Source organism: Burkholderia sp. AU18528 (genome assembly GCF_002223215.2).
GTDB classification, from domain to species: domain Bacteria; phylum Pseudomonadota; class Gammaproteobacteria; order Burkholderiales; family Burkholderiaceae; genus Burkholderia; species Burkholderia semiarida.
Genome location: NZ_NKFC02000006.1, coordinates 100,970 through 120,469 on the forward strand (window position 1 = coordinate 100,970; position 19,500 = coordinate 120,469).

Here is a 19,500-nt window from a genome sequence, read left to right on the forward strand (position 1 = left end):
GTTAGCCCCGTACCGCTCACCGATCATCGCCCGGGCGCCGCACGCTCGACGATCATGTCGTACAGCGCCCGCGCCGCGGGCGACAGTTGCGCGCTTCGGCGCGTGACGAGCACGAGCGTGCGCGACACCGACGGCTCGACGAGCTCGATCGTGCGGATCATCGGATACGCATTCTTCTGGATCGCGAGCTTCGGCACGACGGCCGCGCCGAGCCCTTGCGCGACGAGCCCGAGCGCGGTCGAACTGCGCTGCACCTCGTAGAACGAATGCAGCGATACGCCGCTCGTTTTCAGCGCGCCTTCGAGCAGCCCGCGATTGCCGCTCACTTCGCCGGCGAAGATCAGCGGATGCGGCTGCAGCGCTGCCCAGCGAATGCGACGCCGCTTCGCGAGCGGGTGATCGTCGCGGCACACGAGTACGTAAGGGTCATGCGTGAGCGGCACGCTGACGAGTTCCGGGTGCTGGTCGCCGGCGATGCCGATGCCGAATTCCGCCTCGCGCCGCAGCACGGCCTGCAGCACCGACGCCGACGCGTGATCGAGAATCTTCACGCGATCGTGCGGACGGTGCCCGGAAAACGCGCGCAGGATGCGCGGCAGGTACTGCACGCCGACCGTCGGCACGCACGCGATCGTGACGTCGCCGCGCTGGCTCAGGCCCGTCTCGCGGATTTCGGTCAGCGCGTCGGAGAGCTCGTTCAGCAGCCGGCGCGCCTGCGGCAGGAAACGCCGGCCGATCTCGGTCAGCGTGGTGCGGCGCGTCGTGCGTTCGACCAGCGCGACGCCGAGATACGCCTCGAGCTTGCGCAGCCGCTGCGTGATCGCCGTTTGCGTGACATGGAGCGTATCGGCTGCCTGCCTGAAGCTGCCGCCGTCGGCAATCGCGACGAAAGCCTGGACACCGAGCGTATCGATTTTCATCAGAATTTTGAATCAATCACGATATTAAATTCATTTTACTGAAGGCCGGCGGCAGTCGCAGAATGCGCTGGACCGATGGCCAGCCGCTTCCCCCGCGCGGATGCGCGGCGGCCGCTCATGCCGACAAGGAGATCTATCGTGACGACCCCGCTCGATCAATACGCGAATCAGTACGTGCAGTTCGAGGACGAACGAACACGGCCGGTGCGCGACCTGCTGGCCGCCGTGCCGAGCACGCCGATCCACACCGCGATCGATGTCGGCTGCGGGCCGGGCAATTCGACGGAAGCGCTGATCGCACGCGCGCCGGACGCGACGATCCACGGGATCGATGCGTCGGCGGACATGATCGCGGCCGCGCGCAAGCGCCTGCCGGCGCTGCGTTTCGACGTGGCCGATGTTTCCACCTGGGACGATCCGGGCGGCTATGACCTGATCCTGTCGAACGCGGTGCTGCAATGGGTGCCCGCGCACGACGCGCTGTTCCCGATGCTCGTCGGCCGGCTCGCGCGAGGCGGCCACCTCGCGGTGCAGATGCCCGACAATCTCGACGAACCCGCGCACCGGCTGATGCGCGAAGTCGCGGCGGCCGGGCCGTGGGCCGACAAGCTGAAAGGCGCGGCGCGCACCGAGCGGTTCGATGCGCGTTATTACCATGCGCTGCTCGCGCCGCTGTGCTCGCGCGTGGACGTGTGGCGTACGACCTATTACCACCCGCTGCGCGGCGGCGCGGATGCGGTCGTCGAATGGTTCAAGGGCAGTGCGCTGCGTCCGTTCCTCGCTGCGCTCGACGCGTCCGAACAGCGCGCGTTCGTCGCGCGCTATCGCGACGCGCTGGCCGGCCCGGACGGTTATCCGGCGCAAGGCGACGGCACGGTGCTGCTGCCGTTTCCGCGCCTGTTCATCGTGGCGACGCGCAAGTAACGTGGCAACGACGCGGCATCGATTAGACCGATGGCCGTGCGTCAGCGCACCGCCTGCAGCGATGCCGGGACGCCGACGCGGTGGCGCAGGTCAGCGCAAGATGGCCGGCGGCGCGCCGCCGTCGCGCGCTTCGGCGGCGGGGCGCGCGGAGGTGGCCGAACCCCACGCGGCGAGTTCGCGCTTCGTGCGTACGCCGAGCTTCGCGAAAGCACGCTTCACGTAAGACTCGGCCGACGCGACCCGCACGCCGAGAATCCCGGCGGTTTCCGGCACGGTCTTGCCGGAGAGCAGGTGCTTGCAGGTTTCGTATTCGCGCTTCGACAGCTTCACGCCGTCGGCCGCGAGCCGCGCATCGAATTGCGCGAGCGGATGGACGTCGGGCGTCGCGTGCGCGATGCGCCGCGCGGCGGTGGTCGACGCATGCAGTTCGAGCAGCGGGAACAGCATGTCGCTGATGCTGCGGAAGCGGTTCATCTCGGCGAGCGTGAACGGCGGGCGGTCGCGGCCGCGCTCCAGCGCGATCGAATGCTGCGAATAGCGCGTGCCGCGTGCGAGCACGCATTCATGCCCGATATGCACGTCGTCGAACAGGCGCTGGCGGAATTCGCCGGGCGGGATCGCCGCGACGTCGCGCACGACGAGCATCGTGCCCGTCTTGCCGCGCAGCCCCGCGAACAGCGGGTCGGCGTCGAGAAAGCGCTCGTAGTAGAGCGTCATCACGTCGGAGATTCCGGTGGACGCGGCGCCGATGCCGCTGCTGCCGATCCATTCGCAACGGTAGCCGGTGGGCATCGTGCCGTCGACGCGCGAGCGTTCGACGTGTGCGACGTCGAGCGGCACGATATCGTTCAGCAGTTGCGTGAGGCGCGGCACGAAGTGCGGCGTGCCGACCGTCTCGATCAGCTCGCCCAATGCCTTGAACGATACGTTGAAGCGGTCGTTGTCGCGGTGGAAGGAATTCACGTTGAGCAGCATGCGGTTCCGAAGGGCCTGTTCCGCCCATGACCCGCGTTCCCCTGATACGAAAAAAACAGGTGTCGGGCCGGCCCTCGGCGGGGCCGACCGCCCGCCCGTCATCCGCGGGAGCACGCCCTTGACGCGGCTGGATTCTAGCGCTTGCCGTTCGCCCCGTAAAACGTCGCGCGTCACCCCGAAGAGGGCATACCGGGGCAGTGTAAACGAGTCACTGCATCTCCACCTTTTTTCTTGCGCGGCTACGCGTCGATGCGTGCCACCTCGCCGACGAGCAGCCCGTACGATGGCTGCCCGCGAGCGCCATCGCGGCGATGCAGGTGGGCCACGGTCGTCTCCTGTGGTCTATGCGCCGGCCAGCGCGCGCGAACGAGGCGGCCGGATCGAATGGCGTTGGAGCGAACGTTGGAGCCGTGGCGCGGCGTGCGTGACATTTGGGCAGGCATCCCGTTAATGGGATGTTCAGCGCTCGATATGTGGCGGCGGGGAAGCACTGCATCGTGCCTCAGTTTCCCATCGCTTCCTTCGCACTGACCCAGCCCTGCACGGCGCCGGCTTGCGGATTGCGATACCGCACCTTCAACCACCGGAAATCGTCGCTCGCGTCGATCACCTCCACCGTGTCGCCCGCGACGACATAGCGGCGCGTGGGTGCGTCGGCCATCGCGACGTGCAGCGGCAGGCGCGCCGGCCGCACCTTGAACGTGACCGTGCCGCCATCATGATCCTGCGGGCGGCGCGACACGCGCCCGCCGTGCTCGTCGTAGGTGAGCAGCATCGACGACGGGCCCGAGTCGCCGTCGAGCAGATCGCGCAGATCGTCGGGGATCGCTTCGCTGGTTTGATACAGATACATCTTGCCGTTGCCGTCGAAGCGGTACGCATCGGTGTACCAGATCGGGCCGCCGCGGCACGAGCTGTACAGCGTGCGCGTTTTCGGCTTCGCTTGGACGTTGATCAGGTCGTCGCAATTGCCGTGCGGCCCGTTGCCCGCCGGCATCTTCAGCGGTTCGAACCGCTGGCGCGCGGGGTCGTACAGGTAGATGCCGTAGTTCTCGTTGACCATGCCGAGCACCGCGCGCATCGCGAGATCGCGATGGCCGTCGAAGTTGTAGTCGTCGGTCGCGAGGTGGTAGCGGCCTTCCTCGTCGGCGGCGGTGACGGCCAGCGTCTGGGTCGTTCCGCTCGGCAGGAAGCGGACCGTGACGTGCGCGCCGTCGGTGCGCTCGACGCGTGCCGTGACGGCATCGTCGACCTTGAACTCGAGCAGCGGCCGGGCGGCGTGCGCGGCGGGTGCGATCGACGCACACGTGGCGAACAGCAGCGCGGCGACACGGGCAAGCGGGTGGAATCGCGGAAATCGTGTCATGGGCGGTTGTCGTGGCGAGGAAGAGCGTGCAGGCGACCGATCAACCACGCGTGCTGTCGTCGCGATAGCCGTCCTTGCCGACGAAGATTTCATTCAACGCGGCGCGCAGCGTGACCGGATCGTACTGACCGGGCGCGAGATGGATCACGTAGCGCGTGTGGCCGTCGAGACGCGCGGCGACGCCCGGTTCGATCTCGACGTCGATCGTGTCGTCGGTCAGCCGCACCGACAGATCCTTGACGCGCAGGTTGAGCTGGTCGCGCACCATCACTTCGATCAGCGTGTCGTCCGGAAAGCGCGACAGCGCGAAGCAATAGTCCTGATCCGCGTCGTGACAGTAGATGTTGGCGAAGCTTTCGTCGTCGTCGAGGTCGGACGTGGCCGCGCCGACGGTAGCGTGAAGTTCCATGAGCGTGGTTCCTGCGTGGGGTTATCGGGGGACATGCGCCGTCGGCTCGATTGCGGCCGGGGCGTTGGGTGTCGCGTCGGCGTGCGCGTCGCGTGCCTTCAGCCACAGCCCGAGTTCGCGCATCACGTCGACCACCGGCCGCAGCCGGTCGCCGTCCGCGGTGAGATCGTACTCGACGCGCACCGGCACTTCCGGATAGACGGTGCGCCGCACGAGGCTCGCGTCTTCCCGGCGCCGTGCCGATGCGAGATATTAGCGCCCGCGTCGCGGCGAATCGATACATGGACAACCCACGAAGGAAACGCACGAAGCTCTATCACGCTCCCGGCAGCTGTTCGCAGGCGATCTGCATCGTGCTGCGCGAAGGCGGGTTCGACGCGGAGATCGTCGAGGTCGACGCGCGCAAGCATGTCGTCGAGGACGGCCGCAATTACTACGACGTGACCGAACTCGGCTACGTGCCGCTGCTCGAACTCGACGACGGCACGATGCTGCGCGAAGGGCCGGTGATCGCGCAGTATCTCGCGGACCAGCGCCCGGAAGCCGCGCTTGCGCCCGCTTACGGCACGCTCGCGCGCTACCGGCTGATGGAATGGCTGAACTTTCTCGGCACCGAGATCCACAAGGGCTTCATCCCGCTGCTGTATGCGGTGCAGGCGGGGAAGTACGTCGAGCCCGTGCGGCAGAAGCTCGACGGCCGCTTCGCGTGGATCGACCGCCAACTCGCCGGCAACGCTTTCCTGACGGGCGACACGTTTACCGTCGCCGATGCGTACCTGTTCGCGCTGACCGGCTGGGGCAAGGCCGGCTGGATGCGTTCGGTGTACAACGCGGATATCGACCTGAGCCGGCATGCGCATCTGCGGGCGTGGTACGAGCGGGTGCGCGAGCGGCCGGCCGTGCAGGCCGTGCTGGCGGCGGACGACCTGCCGCGATGACGCGCGGCGCCCACCGCGGGGAATGCGCATCATTTCGTCGTAGTGACGCCGCGCCATGCCGCAACGGGCCGCGCTATAATCGCCGCCATGAAACTGTTTCGGACTTTCATCCTGCTGCTGCTGTGCGCGGTGCTGCCCATCACTGGGCTGGCAGCCAGCGGCCTGACCGGTGAATGTCCGATGCAGCACACGATGTCGATGGACGCGGATACGGGCATGAACATGGCCATGTCCGCCGACATGAGCAACTGCGATTCGATGCAGCCGCCCTCCGCCGATCACGCGAAGGCCAAAGCCAAGGGCATGGCCTGCAAGGTAACGGCCCAATGCCAGTTCGGCAGTCTCTACCACCCGGCCGCCCGCGTCGACGTCAGCCGTCCCGCTGCCTTCGCCAGCACGATCGTCTTCCACTACACGCAGTCCGTCCCGGCTCGCGACCCGAACGGGTTGTGGCGCCCGCCACGCATCAGCTGATCCCGATTTGACCGGTTCACCGCGCACGCGGTGAGGTTTCGTCCTGTGCGCAGGACGTGGAATCCCTTTGGGTTCCGATTTGGGGTTACACCATGTCATTCGCTTTCCGCACGCCGCGCATGCCGCGTGCATGCCGGCGCGCGCCCGTATCGTGGGCCGCGCTGCTGATGGCGGGCGCGGTTCACGCGCAGCAGTCGCCGCTCACGCTGGACGCCGCGCTGCAGTCCGCCACCGATCGTTCCGCATCGATGCAGGCCGCGCAGGCTTCCGTGCTCGCGCGTGCCGAAGCGGCGGTCAGGGCCGGCCAGTTGCCGGACCCGATGCTCAAGGCCGGCATCGACAACCTGCCGATCAACGGCGGGCAGCGCCTCACCGTCGGCCAGGACTTCATGACGATGCGCCGCATCGGCATCGAGCAGGAATGGGTGTCCGGCGACAAGCGGCGCCTGCGTACCGCGCTGGCCGACCAACAGGTCGGCCGCGAGCGCGCGGGCTATCTCGTGGAGCTGGCGGCCGTGCGCCGGCAGACCGCGGCCGCGTGGCTCGATGCCGTCTACGCGAAGCAGGCGCTCGCGCTTCAGCAGGCGCTGCTCGGTCACATGAACCATGAACTCGCCGCGACGCAGGCGTCGTATCGCGGCGCGAAGGCGAGCGCGGGCGACGTCGTGCAGGCCCGCGCGATGCTCGCGCAGACGCAGGATCAGGTGCTCAAGGCGCAGCAGGCGTATCGCACCGCGCTCGTCGCGCTGGCCCGCTGGACGGCGGCGCCCGTGACGGACGTGACGGGTACGCCGCCCGCGCCCGAATCCGTCGTATCGGCATTGCCGCCGGACGAGCTGCGCGTGTCGCAGCCGGCGCTCGTCGCCGCCGCGGACGATATCGCGGTGGCCGAAGCCGACGCCGCGGTCGCGAACAGCGAGCGCAGCCCCAACTGGACGTGGGAAATCGCGTACCAGCAGCGCGGCGGCGCGTATTCGAACATGGTGTCGGTGGGCGTCTCGATCCCGCTGCCGCTCAATCGCAAGAATCGCCAGAACCGCGACGTGGCCGAAAAGGCGGCGCTCGCGACGAAGGCGCGCCTGATGTACGAGGACACGCTGCGTCAGGTACAGGCCGACATCCGTACGCAATCCGACACGCTGGCGAGCGGCCGCGAACGTATCGCGAACCTGAGCTCAGCGCTGTTGCCCGCCGCCGATCAGCGCGTGCAGCTCGCGACGGCCGCGTACCGGGCCGGCACGGGGTCGCTCGCCGACACGTTCGCCGCGCGGCGTGCGCAACTCGAAGCGCAGTTGCAGGTGCTCGACCTCAGGCGCGACGTGTCGCAGACCTGGGCGCGGCTCGAATATCAGGTCGTGCCGTCGGCGATGGCCGCCGCTCAGTGAAGGAGACGCTCATGACAAGGCAATCACTGATGCGTGCGGCGCTGATCGCATCCGCCGGCGCGATACTCGTCGGCGCCGGCTATGTCGTCGGCGTCCGCCATGCGATGAACGGCGCGGCGGCGTCCGCCGTGCCCGCTGCCGCGCCGTCGGGCGCGCCGGCGCCGCAGGCCGCGCGCAAGGTCCTGTACTGGCACGACCCGATGGTGCCGAACCAGCACTTCGACAAACCGGGCAAATCGCCGTTCATGGACATGCAGTTGCAGCCCGTCTATGCGGACGAAGGCGGCGACGCACCGGGCGTCCGGATCGATCCGGGCCTGCAGCAGAACCTGGGCATTCGCTATGCGACCGTGCGCCGGCAGCAGACGGCGGCCGGCTTCGACGCGGTGGGCGCCACGCAGTTCGACGAAGCGCGCGCGGCGGTCGTGCAGTCGCGCGTGACCGGCTACATCGACCATCTGTATGCACGCGCGCCGATGCAGCGCATCGCGAAGGGCGCGCCGGTCGCATCGCTGTTCGTGCCCGACTGGCTCGCGCCGCAGGAGGAATATCTCGCGCTGAAGCGCGGCGGGATGGACGGCAGCCTGCTCGACGCGGCGCGCGCGCGGATGCGGGCGCTGTCGATTCCGGACGGCATGATCGCGGCCCTCGACCGCACCGGCCGCGCGCAGACGCACGTCGTGCTGAGTGCGCCGGAGGCCGGCGTCGTCAGCGAGCTGAACGTGCGCGACGGCGCGATGGTCGCGCCCGGCCAGACGCTTGCGAAGATCGCCGGCTTGTCGACGCTGTGGCTGATCGTCGAGGTGCCCGAGGCGCTCGCGCTGAACGTGCAGCCGGGGATGTCGGTCGACGCGACGTTCGCGGGCGATCCGGCGCGGCATTTCAGCGGACGCATCCGCGAAGTGCTGCCCGGCATCAGCACGGGCAGCCGCACGCTGCAGGCGCGCGTGGAGATCGACAACGCATCGCTGACGCTCACGCCCGGCATGCTGATGCGCGTGCGGGTCGCGGAGAAGGAGACGGTGTCGCGCCTGCTCGTGCCGTCGGAGGCCGTGATCGCGACCGGCCAGCGCACGATCGTCATCGTGAAGCACGGCGACGGCCGGCTTCAGCCGGCGTCGGTGACGGTCGGCAGCGACGTCGGCGGCGACACGGAAGTGCTCGCCGGGCTGAACGAAGGCGACACGGTCGTCGCGTCGGGGCAATTCCTGATCGATTCGGAAGCCAGCCTGAAAAGCGTATTGCCGCGGCTGGAGCGGGCGGCCGGGGCAAGCGCGGCCGCATCGTCCGCGACGGCAACCGCGCCGGTCTACGAAACCACCGGCAAGGTGGAGAAAGTCACGGCCGACGACATCACGTTCTCGCATCAGCCGGTGCCGGCGCTTGGCTGGGGCGCGATGACGATGGCGTTCGGCAAGCCGTCGGCGCACGCGTTTTCCGACGTGAAGCCGGGCCAGACCGTGCGTTTCGCGTTCACGCAGACCGACGACGGCTACCGGCTGACGAAGGTCGAGCCGCAGCGAGGTGAGCGATGATCGCGCGCATCATTCACTGGTCCGTCCACCACCGGTTTCTGGTGCTGCTGGCCACCGTGCTGCTCGCGGCATGGGGCGTGCATTCGCTGCGACAGACGCCGCTCGACGCATTGCCCGACCTGTCGGATACCCAGGTGATCGTGAAGGCGTCGTATCCGGGCAAGGCGCCGCAGGTCGTCGAGGACCAGGTGACCTATCCGCTGACGACGACGCTGCTCGGCGTGCCGGGCGCGAAAACCGTGCGCGCGTATTCGTCGTTCGGCGACGCGTTCGTCTACGTGCTGTTCGACGACCGCACCGATCCGTACTGGGCGCGCTCGCGCGTGCTCGAATACCTGAGCCAGGTGCAGAGCCGCCTGCCGGCGGGCGCGACCGTGTCGCTCGGCCCGGATGCGACCGGCGTCGGCTGGGTCTACGAGTACGCGCTCGTCGATCGCACCGGCCGTCACGATCCCGGCCAACTGCGCGCGCTCAACGACTGGTTCCTGAAGTTCGAGCTGAAGGCCGTGCCGGACGTATCGGAAGTCGCGAGCATCGGCGGCATGGTGCGCCAGTACCAGGTCGTGCTCGATCCCGACAGGCTGCGCGCGTACGGCATCACGCAGGCGGCGGTCGCGGAGGCGCTCGGCAAGGCCAACCAGGCATCCGGCGGCTCGGTCGTCGAGCTGGCCGAGTCGGAGTACATGGTGCGGTCGTCCGGCTACCTGCGCACGCTCGACGATTTCCGTCGCGTCGTGCTGCGCACCGACGACGCCGGCACGCCGGTCCTGCTCGGCGACGTCGCGCGCATCCAGGTCGGCCCGGCGATGCGGCGCGGCATCGCGGAGCTGAACGGGCAGGGCGAGGTGACGGGCGGCGTCGTCGTGATGCGCTCGGGCAAGAACGCGCTGACGACGATCGACGCGGTGAAGGCGAAGCTCGCCGAGCTCAAGCGTTCGCTGCCGGCCGGCGTCGAGATCGTCACGACCTACGATCGTTCGCAACTGATCGCGCGCGCGGTCGACAACCTGACGGACAAGCTGATCGAGGAATTCGTCATCGTCGGTGTCGTCTGCGCGGTGTTCCTGTTCCATCTGCGCAGCGCGCTGGTCGCGATCCTGTCGCTGCCGCTCGGCGTATTGGCCGCGTTCATCGTGATGCGCTATCAGGGCGTGAACGCGAACCTGATGTCGCTCGGCGGGATCGCGATCGCGATCGGCGCGATGATCGACGCGGCGATCGTGATGATCGAGAACGCGCACAAGCATCTGGAAGCGTACGACCGCGCGCATCCCGGCGAGCCGATCACGGCCGCGCGCCGCTGGGAACTCGTCGCGGCCTCGGCCGCGGAGGTGGGGCCCGCGCTGTTCTTCTCGCTGCTGATCATCACGCTGTCATTCGTTCCGGTGTTTTCGCTGGAAGGGCAGGAGGGCAAGCTGTTCGCGCCGCTGGCGTTCACGAAGACCTATACGATCGCGGCCGCCGCCGGGCTGTCGGTGACGCTGGTGCCGGTGCTGATGGGCTATCTGGTGCGCGGCCGCATTCCGCCCGAGCACGCGAACCCGATCAACCGCGTGCTGATCCGCCTGTACCGGCCGCTGCTCGACGCGACGCTGCGGCGCCCGTGGGCCGCGATCGGCGTCGCGGTCGTCGTGCTCGTGGTGACGGCCGTGCCGTTGTCGCGCCTCGGCGGCGAATTCATGCCGCCGCTCGACGAAGGCGATCTGCTGTACATGCCGACCGCGCTGCCGGGCATCTCGGCCGACAAGGCGAGCGAGCTGCTGCAGCAGACCGACCGGCTGATCAAGACCGTGCCGGAGGTCGACACGGTGTTCGGCAAGTCGGGCCGCGCCGATACGGCGACCGACCCGGCGCCGCTCGAGATGTTCGAGACGACGATCCGCTTCAAGCCGCGCAGCGCGTGGCGGCCGGGCATGACGCCGGAGAAGCTGATCGACGAACTCGACCGGACGGTGAAGGTGCCGGGCCTGTCGAACGTGTGGGTGCCGCCGATCCGCAACCGGCTCGACATGCTGTCCACCGGGATCAAGACGCCGGTCGGCGTGAAGATTTCCGGGCCGGACCTCGCGGGGATCGACGCGATCGCGACGCAGGTCGAGGCCGCCGTGAAGCGCGTGCCGGGCGTGACGTCCGCGCTCGCGGAGCGGCTGAACGGCGGCCGCTACATCGACGTCGACATCGACCGGCTCGCCGCCGCGCGTTACGGGCTGTCGGTGGCCGATATCCAGTCGGTCGTGTCGTCGGCGATCGGCGGCGAGGACGTCGGCGAAGTGATCGCGGGACGCGAGCGCTTCCCGATCAACATCCGCTATCCGCGCGAGATCCGCGATTCGCTCGAGAACCTGCGGCAGTTGCCGATCGTCACCGCGCGCGGCGCGCAGATCCGCCTTGGCGACGTCGCGCGTATCGCGATCGCCGACGGGCCGCCGATGATCCGCAGCGAGAACGCGCGGCTGTCCGGCTACGTGTACGTCGATCTCCGCGGTACCGACCTCAGCACGGCCGTGCGCGCGATGCAGCAGACCGTCGCGCGGCAGGTTGCGTTGCCGCCCGGCTATTCGATCGCTTGGTCGGGGCAGTTCGAGTATCTCGAACGCGCGGCGGCGACGCTGCGCACCGTCGTGCCCGTCACGCTCGTCGTGATCTTCGTGCTGCTGTTCGTCACGTTCGAGTCGGCGGCCGACGCGCTGCTGCTGATGTCGACGGTGCCGTTCGCGCTGGTCGGCGGGTTCTGGCTCGTGTGGGCGCTCGGCCATGCGGTGTCCGTCGCGACGTCGGTGGGTTTCATCGCGCTGGCGGGCGTGGCCGCGGAATTCGGCGTCGTGATGCTGCTGTACCTGAAGGGTGCGCTGCAGCGCCGGCTCGACGCAGGCGAACCGCCGACCGATGCGTTGCTGCTCGATGCGATCCGCGAAGGCGCGGTGCTGCGCGTGCGGCCGAAGGCGATGACGGTCGCCGTCGTGCTCGCCGGGCTCGTGCCGATCATGATCGGCCACGGCGCCGGTTCCGAAGTCATGCAGCGGATCGCCGCGCCGATGGTCGGCGGCATGGTCACGGCGCCGCTGCTGTCGATGTTCGTCATTCCCGCCGCGTGGCTTCTGCTTCAGCGCCGTCGTGCGCGAAGCGCGGGCCGCGCGCGGCATTCCGATGCAGTTCCTTCCGGCACGAACGTGCCATCCCTTCCCACCGGAGAATCACGATGAAGATGAATCAACTGATCGCCACTGCAACCGCTGTCGTCGCGCTGAGCGCTTTCGCGGTACCGGCGTTTGCCGCCGGCGACATGTCGGACATGGACATGTCCGGCATGAAGATGTCGTCGGGCGGCGCGGCGGAGTCGAACGCCGCGCTGACCGACGCCGAAGTGAAGAAGGTCGATGCCGCGAGCGGCAAGATCACGCTGAAGCACGGCGCGCTGGAGAATGTCGGGATGCCGCCGATGACGATGGCGTTCAAGGCGAAGGATGCGGCGATGCTCGCGCACGCGCATGCGGGCGACAAGGTCAAGGTGCGGATCGAGAAGGTCGACGGCACGTTGACGATCGTCAAGCTCGTCAAGGCTTCCTGAGCGTCCGGATGCGGATGGCGCCGCCGCCCGCATCGCATGCAGCGACGCGCACCGAGCCGACGTGTCGGTCGGCCGGTGCGCCCGCCCGGCGCATTCAGCGCGCCAGCGTCAACGCCAGATACCCCGCATAACCGGCGCCGTTCGCGAGCAACGCCCAGATCGCGAGCCCGCGCGTGCGCGCATTGATGCGCAGCCACGCGGCCGCCGCAAGCGTGATGATCACGCCGGTCAGCACTTCGGGGCGCGGCTCCCACGGCGTCAGCATGATGCCGATCGCGGGCAGCAGCGTGCCCTGGAACACCATCGCGCCGGTGATGTTGCCGAACGCGAGCGTGTCCTTCCCGCGGCGGATCCACAGCACGCTGTTGACCTTCTCCGGCAGTTCCGTCGCGATCGGCACGATGATCAGCGACAGCAGCAGCGCCGACACGCCGAGCACGTGCGACACGCCTTCCACGCCGTGAATGAAGCCCTTTGCACCGCCGACCAGCAGCGCGATGCCGATCAGCAGTTGCAGCACGATCGTCGCCAGGTTGGTCGGCAGGCCGACGCGCGACAGGAACATCGCGTGCGGCGCCTCGGTGCCGTGCCCGGCGTCGACGAGCCCGGTCGACGCGCGGAACGTCAGCACGACGTACATCACGTAGAGGCCGACCAGCATCGCGGCGAGCAGCGCGCGCACGGCCCAGTTGTGATGCGGGACGAACATCGCGACGGTCGCCAGCGAGAATGCGGCGAGGAAGGTGTTCATGTCGCGCACGAAGCCCGTGCGTTCTGGCGCGATCGTGCCGCGCAGCCCGCGCGAGCGGATCACGGCGAGCGTCATCAGGAACGTGGTGAGCGTCGTGAGCATCAGCGGCGCGCCGAGAATCGCGCCGACGCCGATCTCCTCGTTCACGGCCTGGTTCGACGTGCCGCCGGCCAGCGCGAGCAGCGGCACCATCGTTTCGGGCAGCGCGGTGCCGACGGCCGCGAACAGCGAGCCGGTCACGCCTTCGGAAATCTTCAGGCGTTCGCCGAGATGTTCGAGCGCATTGGTGAAGAGTTCGGCCGCGACGAGGATGACGATCAGCATGAACGCCAGTTCGACGAACATGAACGTCATGCGGCACCTCCGCAGGCAGCGGTGGCGTGGGGGAGGTGAGCAGGGAGGGACATGGGGACTCCGTGGTCGGACGCTGACGAACCATGACACATCCGCCGCCGTCCGACCAGGAACGACGCGACGTGCCGATGGTCTCGCCAGGCCGATCAGGCCGAACGCGCCACGGCCGCAGGCCGAGTGTGTTGACGCGTTCGCTTTCCGGCGGACGGAAAGCAGGCTACTCCCCAAAGACGGAAATCAGTCTAGCCGAGCGGTTTTCCTTCGACAAGCCTTCGTCTCGAAAAATATACCCCTCCACCCTATAGGGTCAGCCTTCCGGATATATACTCCCCTACCCTATACCGGAGCCGCCGATGAGTCATACCGTTCGCGAAAAACAGAAGCTGCTGAACCGCGTGCGCCGTATCAAGGGGCAGGTCGAGGCGATCGAGCGGGCGCTGGAAGAAGAGCGCGGCTGCAACGACGTGCTGCAATTGATCACGAGTTGCCGCGGCGCGATGAACGGCTTGCTGGCCGTCGTGCTGGAAGACCACATCCGGTCGCATCTCGTCGATGCGGACACGGCCGACGCGCACGAGGGCAGCGCGACCGAGCAACTGATCGACGTCGTGCACAGCTATTTCAAGTAACCGGGCCGGAACATGAACGAATTCAATGGCTCGCGGGCCGGCGGTGCGCACAGCCACGCGTTTCTGGGCGCCGCGCACACGCGCAATGAGCGAAAGACGTGGATGGTCATCGGCCTGTGCACGGCGATGATGATCGCCGAGATCGTCGGCGGCACGTTGTTCGGCTCGCTCGCGCTGGTCGCCGACGGGCTGCACATGTCGACGCACGCGGGCGCGATGCTGATCGCCGCGCTGGCCTACACCTATGCGCGCCGGTACGCCGACGATCCGCGCTTCGTGTTCGGCACCGGCAAGCTCGGCGACCTGGCCGGCTTCACGAGCGCGATCGTGCTGGCGATGATTGCGTTGCTGATCGGCTACGAGGCGATCGCGCGCCTGCTGGCGCCGGTGCCGATCCATTTCGACGAAGCGATTCCGATCGCCGTGCTGGGGCTCGCCGTGAACCTCGCCAGCGTGTGGCTGCTGAGCGGCGACCACCATCACGGGCATGGTCACGGCCATCACCACGCGCACGGGCACGACCACCACGATGACCATGACCACGACGACCACGCGCACCATGATCGCGGTTCGCACTCGGCCGCGCATCGCGACCACAACATCCGGTCGGCCTACGTTCACGTGATCGCCGACGCGGCCGTGTCGGTGCTGGCGATCGTCGGCCTGCTGCTCGCGCGTGCGTTCGGATGGGGCTGGATGGACCCGCTCGCGGGCATCGTCGGCGCGCTGGTGATCGCCAACTGGTCGTACGGGCTGATGCGCGATACGGGCGAGATCCTGCTCGACGTCAACGTCGATCGCCCGCTGACGGACAACGTGCGTCGCGCGATCGAGGCGCTCGGCGACACGGTCAACGATCTCCATGTGTGGCGCGTGGGCCCCGGGCACATGAGTGCGATCGTGTCGGTCGAATCGGGCGACGCCGCGCGCGATGCGCGTTTCTACCATGCGCTGCTCGCGGGCTTCGACGGCATGTCGCACGTGACGGTCGAAGTGATGACACCTGCGAAGGCGGCCTGATCGTGGCCGTGAAATCGCCGTGTATCGACCTGTGCGCGTTCGACGGCCGCACGGGTTTTTGTGTCGGCTGCCTGCGCACGCGCGACGAGGCGCGCGACTGGAAGAAGCTGACCGATCATCGCCGGCATCAGATACTGAACGATCGTAAGCGCCGGCAGGCGAAGCTCCAGCGCGATACGGCGGAATAGCAAGGGCACGCGTTCCCCGGCTCGGCATCGCGGGCGTGCGGTAGCATCACGGGCATTCAGCTTCAGGATTCCTGAACCGGGAGCGACCCATGCAGACCGACGCATCGACCGGCATTCTTCGGCAGATTCCGCGCAGCGTGTGGGTGCTCGGCTGTGTCAGCCTGCTGATGGACGTGTCGTCCGAGATCATCCACAGCCTGTTGCCGATGTTCCTGATGGCGGGGCTCGGTGCGAGCGCGACGACGATCGGCCTGATCGAGGGGATCGCCGAGGCGACGTCGCCGGTCGTCAAGGTATTCTCCGGCGCGCTGAGCGACTACCTGCGCAATCGCAAATGGCTCGCGGTGGCCGGCTACGCGCTCGGCGCGCTCAGCAAGCCGCTGTTCGCGATCGCGCCGACGATCGGCGTCGTGGTCGCGGCGCGGATCGTCGACCGCATCGGCAAGGGGATTCGCGGCGCGCCGCGCGATGCGCTCGTCGCCGACGTCACACCCGTGCACCTGCGCGGCGCCGCGTACGGACTGCGCCAGGCGCTCGACACGGTGGGCGCATTCCTCGGGCCGCTGCTGGCCGTCGTCATCATGCTGGCGTGGCGCGACGATTTCCGCCTCGCGTTCTGGCTCGCCGTGATCCCCGGCGTGCTGGCCGTGGCGCTGCTCGCGTTCGGCATCGACGAGCCGGCGCGTGTACCCGGCGAGAAGCGCGTGAACCCGATCCGCCGTGCGGTCGTCGCGCAACTCGGCACCCGCTACTGGTGGGTCGTGGCCGTGGGCGGCGTGTTCGCGCTCGCGCGTTTCAGCGAGGCATTCCTGGTGCTGCGCGCGATGGGCAGCCGCGTGCCCGTCGCACTCGTGCCGCTCGTGATGGTCGCGATGAACGTCGTGTATGCGTTGTCCGCTTACCCGTTCGGCAAGCTCGCCGATACGACGAGCCACACGAAACTGATGGTGATCGGGCTGGTGCTGCTGATCGCCGCCGATGTCGTGCTGGCGCACGGCGCGCACTGGCCGACCGTGCTCGTCGGCGTCGCGCTGTGGGGGCTTCATATGGGGATGACGCAAGGGCTGCTCGCGACGATGGTCGCGCAGGCCGCGCCGGCCGAACTGAGAGGGACCGCGTTCGGCGTGTTCAACCTGATCAGCGGGGTCGTGACGCTCGTATCGAGCGTCGTCGCGGGCGCGCTGTGGGACCGGGCAGGCGCCGCCGCCACGTTCTACGCGGGAGCCGTATTCAGCGCGGCGACCATCGTGCTGCTCGTGTGCGTTCGCACGTCGTTCGGCGTGGTGCGGGATCGCTAGCGCTGAACGCGGTGGCGCACGATCTAACCATCGGCGCCGTGCGGAAAGTACAGCGCGAACGTCGTGCGCCCGTCGCGGCTTGCAACCTCCACCTTGCCGCGGTGCAGTTCCATGATCGACTTCACGATCGCGAGCCCGAGCCCCGCGTTGCGCGCCGCACCGTGCCGCGACGAATCGATCCGGTAGAAGCGCTCGAAGATCCGCTCGATCTGTTCGGGCGGGATCGCCGCGCCGCGATTCGTGACTTCGACGACCGCGTAATCGCCCTGGGTCGACACCGCCAGCTCGATCGTCGACGTGGCTTGCGCGTGTTCGAGCGCATTCGACGCGAGGTTGCTCACCGCGCGCCGGAACAGCGTCGCGTCCGCGACGACCGGCGCTTCGCCGCGCACGTCGATGCGCACGCCGGCTTCGTCGGCCAGCGCCTGGAAATACGACGCGAGCCGGCGCAATTCGCCACCCGCGTCGAGTTTGGCGGCCTTCAGATGCTGCGTTGCATTGTCGGTGCGCGCGAGAAACAGCATGTTCTCGATCATCCGCTGCAGCCGTTCGCATTCCTCGATGTTTGATTCGATCAGCGTCTCGTATTCGTCCGTCGAGCGGGCGCGCGACAGCGTGATCTGCGACGAGCTGATCACGTTCGCGAGCGGCGTGCGCATGTCGTGCGCGAGATCGGACGAGAACTGCGACAGCCGCACGAACGCGCGTTCGAGCCGGTCGAGCATCCGGTTCACCGACGTGGCGAGCTCGCGCAATTCGACCGGGCCGCCGCGCGCGTCGAGGCGCGCGTTCAGGTTGTGCGCCTCGATGCGCGACGTCTGCCGGCCGAGGCTTTCGACCGGGCGCAGGCCGCGCGACGCGACCGCGTAGCCGAGCGCGCCGACGAGCAGCGCGCCGACGGCTGCCGCGAGCCAGATATCGACCCGATAGCTTTCGAGCAGCGACTGCCGATCGGCCGCGGTGCGCGCGAGCGCGACGTGGATCGTTTCGCCGGATGGCAGCGTTTCGCGTGCAACCACGCAGCGCGACGTGCCGATGCCGGGCGGCGCGCATGTGAACGGGCCGTCGGCGCCGCCAGCCGGATGTGGCGCGGCGATCGCCGACGCGAGCGTATTGCCGGCTGCGTCGGAATGCTCGACGAGCGGGCGGTTCCCTGCGTCGTAGATGCCGAGATAGACGCCCGGATGCGACAGCAGCACGTCATGGAACACAGCCGGATCGGCGCGCAGCGCGGCCGTCGATCCGCTGGCGCGCGCGAGTTGCAGGAACTGGTTGAGCTTGCCGGAGATCTCGATGTCGTCGCGCCGCGTCAGCTCCGCGGACAGCGAGCGGTACAGATACGCGCCGGTCAGCGCGAACACGAGCGCCGCGACCGCGGCGAACGCGAGCGTGAGGCGCCGCAGCAGCGAATACGAAGCGGAGCGCGCGGTCACGAACGATCCTCGAGCACGTAGCCCATGCCGCGAATCGTGTGGATCAGCTTGTTCTCGTACGCGTTGTCGATCTTCGCACGCAAGCGCTTGATCGCCGCATCGACGACGTTCGTGTCGCTGTCGAAATTCATGTCCCAGATCTGCGACGTGATGAAGGTGCGCGTCAGCACCTCGCCCTCTCGTTCGGCGAGCAGTTGCAGCAGCGCGAATTCCTGCGCGGTCAGGTCGATGCGGGCATCGGCGCGCCGCACGCGGCGCTTGAGCAGGTCAATTTCGAGATCGGCGACGTGCAGGACGTCGCGCACGTTGCGCGGCGCGCGCCGCAGCAGCGAGCGGATGCGCGCCAGGAATTCGGCATACGCGAACGGCTTGAGCAGGTAATCGTCGGCGCCGAGCTCGAGCCCGGCGACCTTGTCCTCGATCGCGTCGCGCGCCGTGAGCAGCAGCACGGGCGTCTGCTTTTGCGCGCGCAGCCGCTTCAGCACCTCGAAGCCGTCCAGCTCCGGCAGCATCACGTCGAGCACGACCAGGTCGAAATCCTCGTGCAGCGCGAGGAACAGCCCGTCCTGGCCGTTTTCCGCGACGTCGACCGTATAGCTCGCCTCCATCAACCCCTTCCGGAGGTAGGACGCCATCTTCGGTTCGTCTTCGACTATCAGTATCCGCATGGTGAGGCAGGCTGTCCGTGATTCCAGCCGGTCAGTGTAACGCCAGAGCGTACGGCGTCGCGCGTGCGCGAAGGATGACCGGCGGATGACGGAATTGTCATGAAAAACCGGTCATGGTTCGGCCATCTCGTCGTCACCGCGGCGGCGCTAAGCTGCGGCCGTCTTGTCCCCGGAGCGCGCCGCCGTGCGCCGCGCCGGCCCAACGGTCGCTGTCCCGATTTCGCTTCCATGTCGTACTGGCGCACATTCGTTCTCGTCGTGTTGCTCGCGCTGAGCCTGCCGATCCAGTCGTTCGCGGCTGTGTCGATGCCATGCGCGGGCGCCGCCGTGTCGCATGGGGACAGCGCGCCGCACACGCTATCGGCCGCGCAGGACGGGCATCACGATCACGGCGACCACGCGCGGCATGCGACGTCGTGCGCCGCGTGCGTGTCCTGCTGCTTCGGCACGGCCATGTCGGGCGCACCCGCGGTGCCCGCCGCGGCGAGCGTCGGCGTCGCGATCGTCGCGCCGCCGCGCTCGGCCGGGGACGTGTCGTTCCTGACCGGCGGCATCGACCGGCCGCCTCGCCGAATGCCCGTCTAGCTCCTGCCCGCGGCGGACCCGCCGCGATCCCGCTATTTGCTCCGGCCGACGCATCGCGCCACGCCGGACGACTGACGACG

Annotated in this window: 19 protein-coding genes, 1 pseudogene and 1 riboswitch; of the genes and pseudogenes, 12 read left to right on the top strand and 8 right to left on the bottom strand. The window is 68.3% G+C overall.

Going from position 1 to position 19,500, the window contains the following annotated elements:
- Positions 1 to 23: 23 nt before the first annotated feature.
- Positions 24 to 920 (bottom strand): LysR family transcriptional regulator, encoded by an 897-nt coding sequence (locus tag CFB52_RS17215; protein WP_099317023.1) that lies wholly within the window; start codon positions 918 to 920, stop codon positions 24 to 26.
- Between the two features lie 138 nt (positions 921 to 1,058).
- Here CFB52_RS17215 and tam point away from each other — a divergent pair, with 138 nt between their 5' ends.
- Positions 1,059 to 1,844: a trans-aconitate 2-methyltransferase gene (tam, locus tag CFB52_RS17220; protein WP_099317024.1), complete on the top strand. Its 786-nt coding sequence runs from the start codon at positions 1,059 to 1,061 to the stop codon at positions 1,842 to 1,844.
- A gap of 90 nt (positions 1,845 to 1,934) precedes the next feature.
- Here tam and CFB52_RS17225 read toward each other — a convergent pair whose 3' ends face one another.
- From CFB52_RS17225 to CFB52_RS17240, 4 genes and pseudogenes are all read right to left on the bottom strand, one after another.
- The gene (locus tag CFB52_RS17225; RefSeq protein ID WP_099317025.1) at positions 1,935 to 2,819 is read right to left on the bottom strand and encodes a helix-turn-helix transcriptional regulator; all 885 of its coding nucleotides are present in this window, start codon (positions 2,817 to 2,819) and stop codon (positions 1,935 to 1,937) included.
- Between the two features lie 502 nt (positions 2,820 to 3,321).
- On the bottom strand, positions 3,322 to 4,185 hold the full coding sequence (locus CFB52_RS17230) for a hypothetical protein (RefSeq protein ID WP_099317026.1): 864 nt from the start codon (positions 4,183 to 4,185) through the stop codon (positions 3,322 to 3,324).
- 40 nt (positions 4,186 to 4,225) lie between these two features.
- Positions 4,226 to 4,594, bottom strand: coding sequence for a hypothetical protein (locus CFB52_RS17235; RefSeq protein ID WP_060316113.1), 369 nt, complete (start codon positions 4,592 to 4,594; stop codon positions 4,226 to 4,228).
- 21 nt (positions 4,595 to 4,615) lie between these two features.
- Positions 4,616 to 4,831: pseudogene (locus CFB52_RS17240) on the bottom strand (winged helix-turn-helix transcriptional regulator); the annotation flags it as partial.
- A gap of 44 nt (positions 4,832 to 4,875) precedes the next feature.
- Between CFB52_RS17240 and gstA the strand changes: the two are divergent.
- From gstA to CFB52_RS17270, 6 genes are all read left to right on the top strand, one after another.
- On the top strand, positions 4,876 to 5,532 hold the full coding sequence (gene gstA, locus CFB52_RS17245) for a glutathione transferase GstA (RefSeq protein WP_099317027.1): 657 nt from the start codon (positions 4,876 to 4,878) through the stop codon (positions 5,530 to 5,532).
- A gap of 87 nt (positions 5,533 to 5,619) precedes the next feature.
- Positions 5,620 to 6,006 (top strand): hypothetical protein, encoded by a 387-nt coding sequence (locus CFB52_RS17250; protein WP_059579699.1) that lies wholly within the window; start codon positions 5,620 to 5,622, stop codon positions 6,004 to 6,006.
- Positions 6,007 to 6,098: 92 nt separating this feature from the next.
- A complete protein-coding gene (locus tag CFB52_RS17255) occupies positions 6,099 to 7,391 on the top strand; it encodes a TolC family protein (RefSeq protein ID WP_099317028.1) in 1,293 nt (430 codons plus the stop codon).
- An 11-nt stretch (positions 7,392 to 7,402) separates the two neighbouring features.
- A complete protein-coding gene (locus CFB52_RS17260; protein ID WP_099317849.1) occupies positions 7,403 to 8,926 on the top strand; it encodes an efflux RND transporter periplasmic adaptor subunit in 1,524 nt (507 codons plus the stop codon).
- A complete protein-coding gene (locus tag CFB52_RS17265) occupies positions 8,923 to 12,129 on the top strand; it encodes an efflux RND transporter permease subunit (RefSeq protein WP_099317029.1) in 3,207 nt (1,068 codons plus the stop codon). The genes CFB52_RS17260 and CFB52_RS17265 overlap by 4 nt, the downstream gene beginning before the upstream one ends.
- The gene (locus CFB52_RS17270) at positions 12,126 to 12,494 is read left to right on the top strand and encodes a copper-binding protein (protein WP_099317030.1); all 369 of its coding nucleotides are present in this window, start codon (positions 12,126 to 12,128) and stop codon (positions 12,492 to 12,494) included. Before CFB52_RS17265 ends, CFB52_RS17270 begins: the two co-directional genes overlap by 4 nt.
- A 94-nt stretch (positions 12,495 to 12,588) precedes the next feature.
- Here CFB52_RS17270 and CFB52_RS17275 read toward each other — a convergent pair whose 3' ends face one another.
- A complete protein-coding gene (locus tag CFB52_RS17275; RefSeq protein WP_099317031.1) occupies positions 12,589 to 13,599 on the bottom strand; it encodes a sodium:calcium antiporter in 1,011 nt (336 codons plus the stop codon).
- A 69-nt stretch (positions 13,600 to 13,668) separates the two neighbouring features.
- Positions 13,669 to 13,837, bottom strand: a riboswitch (yybP-ykoY riboswitch).
- 115 nt (positions 13,838 to 13,952) lie between these two features.
- Here CFB52_RS17275 and CFB52_RS17280 point away from each other — a divergent pair.
- The 4 genes from CFB52_RS17280 to CFB52_RS17295 all read left to right on the top strand — a co-directional run bounded on the left by CFB52_RS17280 (position 13,953) and on the right by CFB52_RS17295 (position 16,734).
- Positions 13,953 to 14,228, top strand: a complete 276-nt coding sequence (locus CFB52_RS17280) for a metal/formaldehyde-sensitive transcriptional repressor (protein ID WP_059579714.1) — start codon at positions 13,953 to 13,955, stop codon at positions 14,226 to 14,228.
- Positions 14,229 to 14,240: 12 nt separating this feature from the next.
- Positions 14,241 to 15,248: a CDF family Co(II)/Ni(II) efflux transporter DmeF gene (gene dmeF, locus CFB52_RS17285; RefSeq protein ID WP_099317032.1), complete on the top strand. Its 1,008-nt coding sequence runs from the start codon at positions 14,241 to 14,243 to the stop codon at positions 15,246 to 15,248.
- Between the two features lie 2 nt (positions 15,249 to 15,250).
- A complete protein-coding gene (locus CFB52_RS17290) occupies positions 15,251 to 15,436 on the top strand; it encodes a DUF1289 domain-containing protein (RefSeq protein ID WP_059579721.1) in 186 nt (61 codons plus the stop codon).
- A gap of 89 nt (positions 15,437 to 15,525) precedes the next feature.
- Complete coding sequence (locus tag CFB52_RS17295; RefSeq protein ID WP_099317033.1) at positions 15,526 to 16,734, top strand: MFS transporter; 1,209 nt, start codon at positions 15,526 to 15,528, stop codon at positions 16,732 to 16,734.
- A 23-nt stretch (positions 16,735 to 16,757) separates the two neighbouring features.
- Here CFB52_RS17295 and CFB52_RS17300 read toward each other — a convergent pair whose 3' ends face one another.
- Positions 16,758 to 18,167 carry a heavy metal sensor histidine kinase gene (locus CFB52_RS17300; protein ID WP_099317034.1) on the bottom strand — a complete coding sequence of 470 codons (1,410 nt, stop codon included), beginning with the start codon at positions 18,165 to 18,167 and terminating at the stop codon, positions 16,758 to 16,760.
- A complete protein-coding gene (locus CFB52_RS17305; protein WP_059579730.1) occupies positions 18,164 to 18,835 on the bottom strand; it encodes a heavy metal response regulator transcription factor in 672 nt (223 codons plus the stop codon). The genes CFB52_RS17300 and CFB52_RS17305 overlap by 4 nt, the downstream gene beginning before the upstream one ends.
- Before the next feature lie 228 nt (positions 18,836 to 19,063).
- Here CFB52_RS17305 and CFB52_RS17310 point away from each other — a divergent pair, with 228 nt between their 5' ends.
- Positions 19,064 to 19,420 carry a hypothetical protein gene (locus CFB52_RS17310; RefSeq protein WP_059579732.1) on the top strand — a complete coding sequence of 119 codons (357 nt, stop codon included), beginning with the start codon at positions 19,064 to 19,066 and terminating at the stop codon, positions 19,418 to 19,420.
- Positions 19,421 to 19,500: the final 80 nt, after the last annotated feature.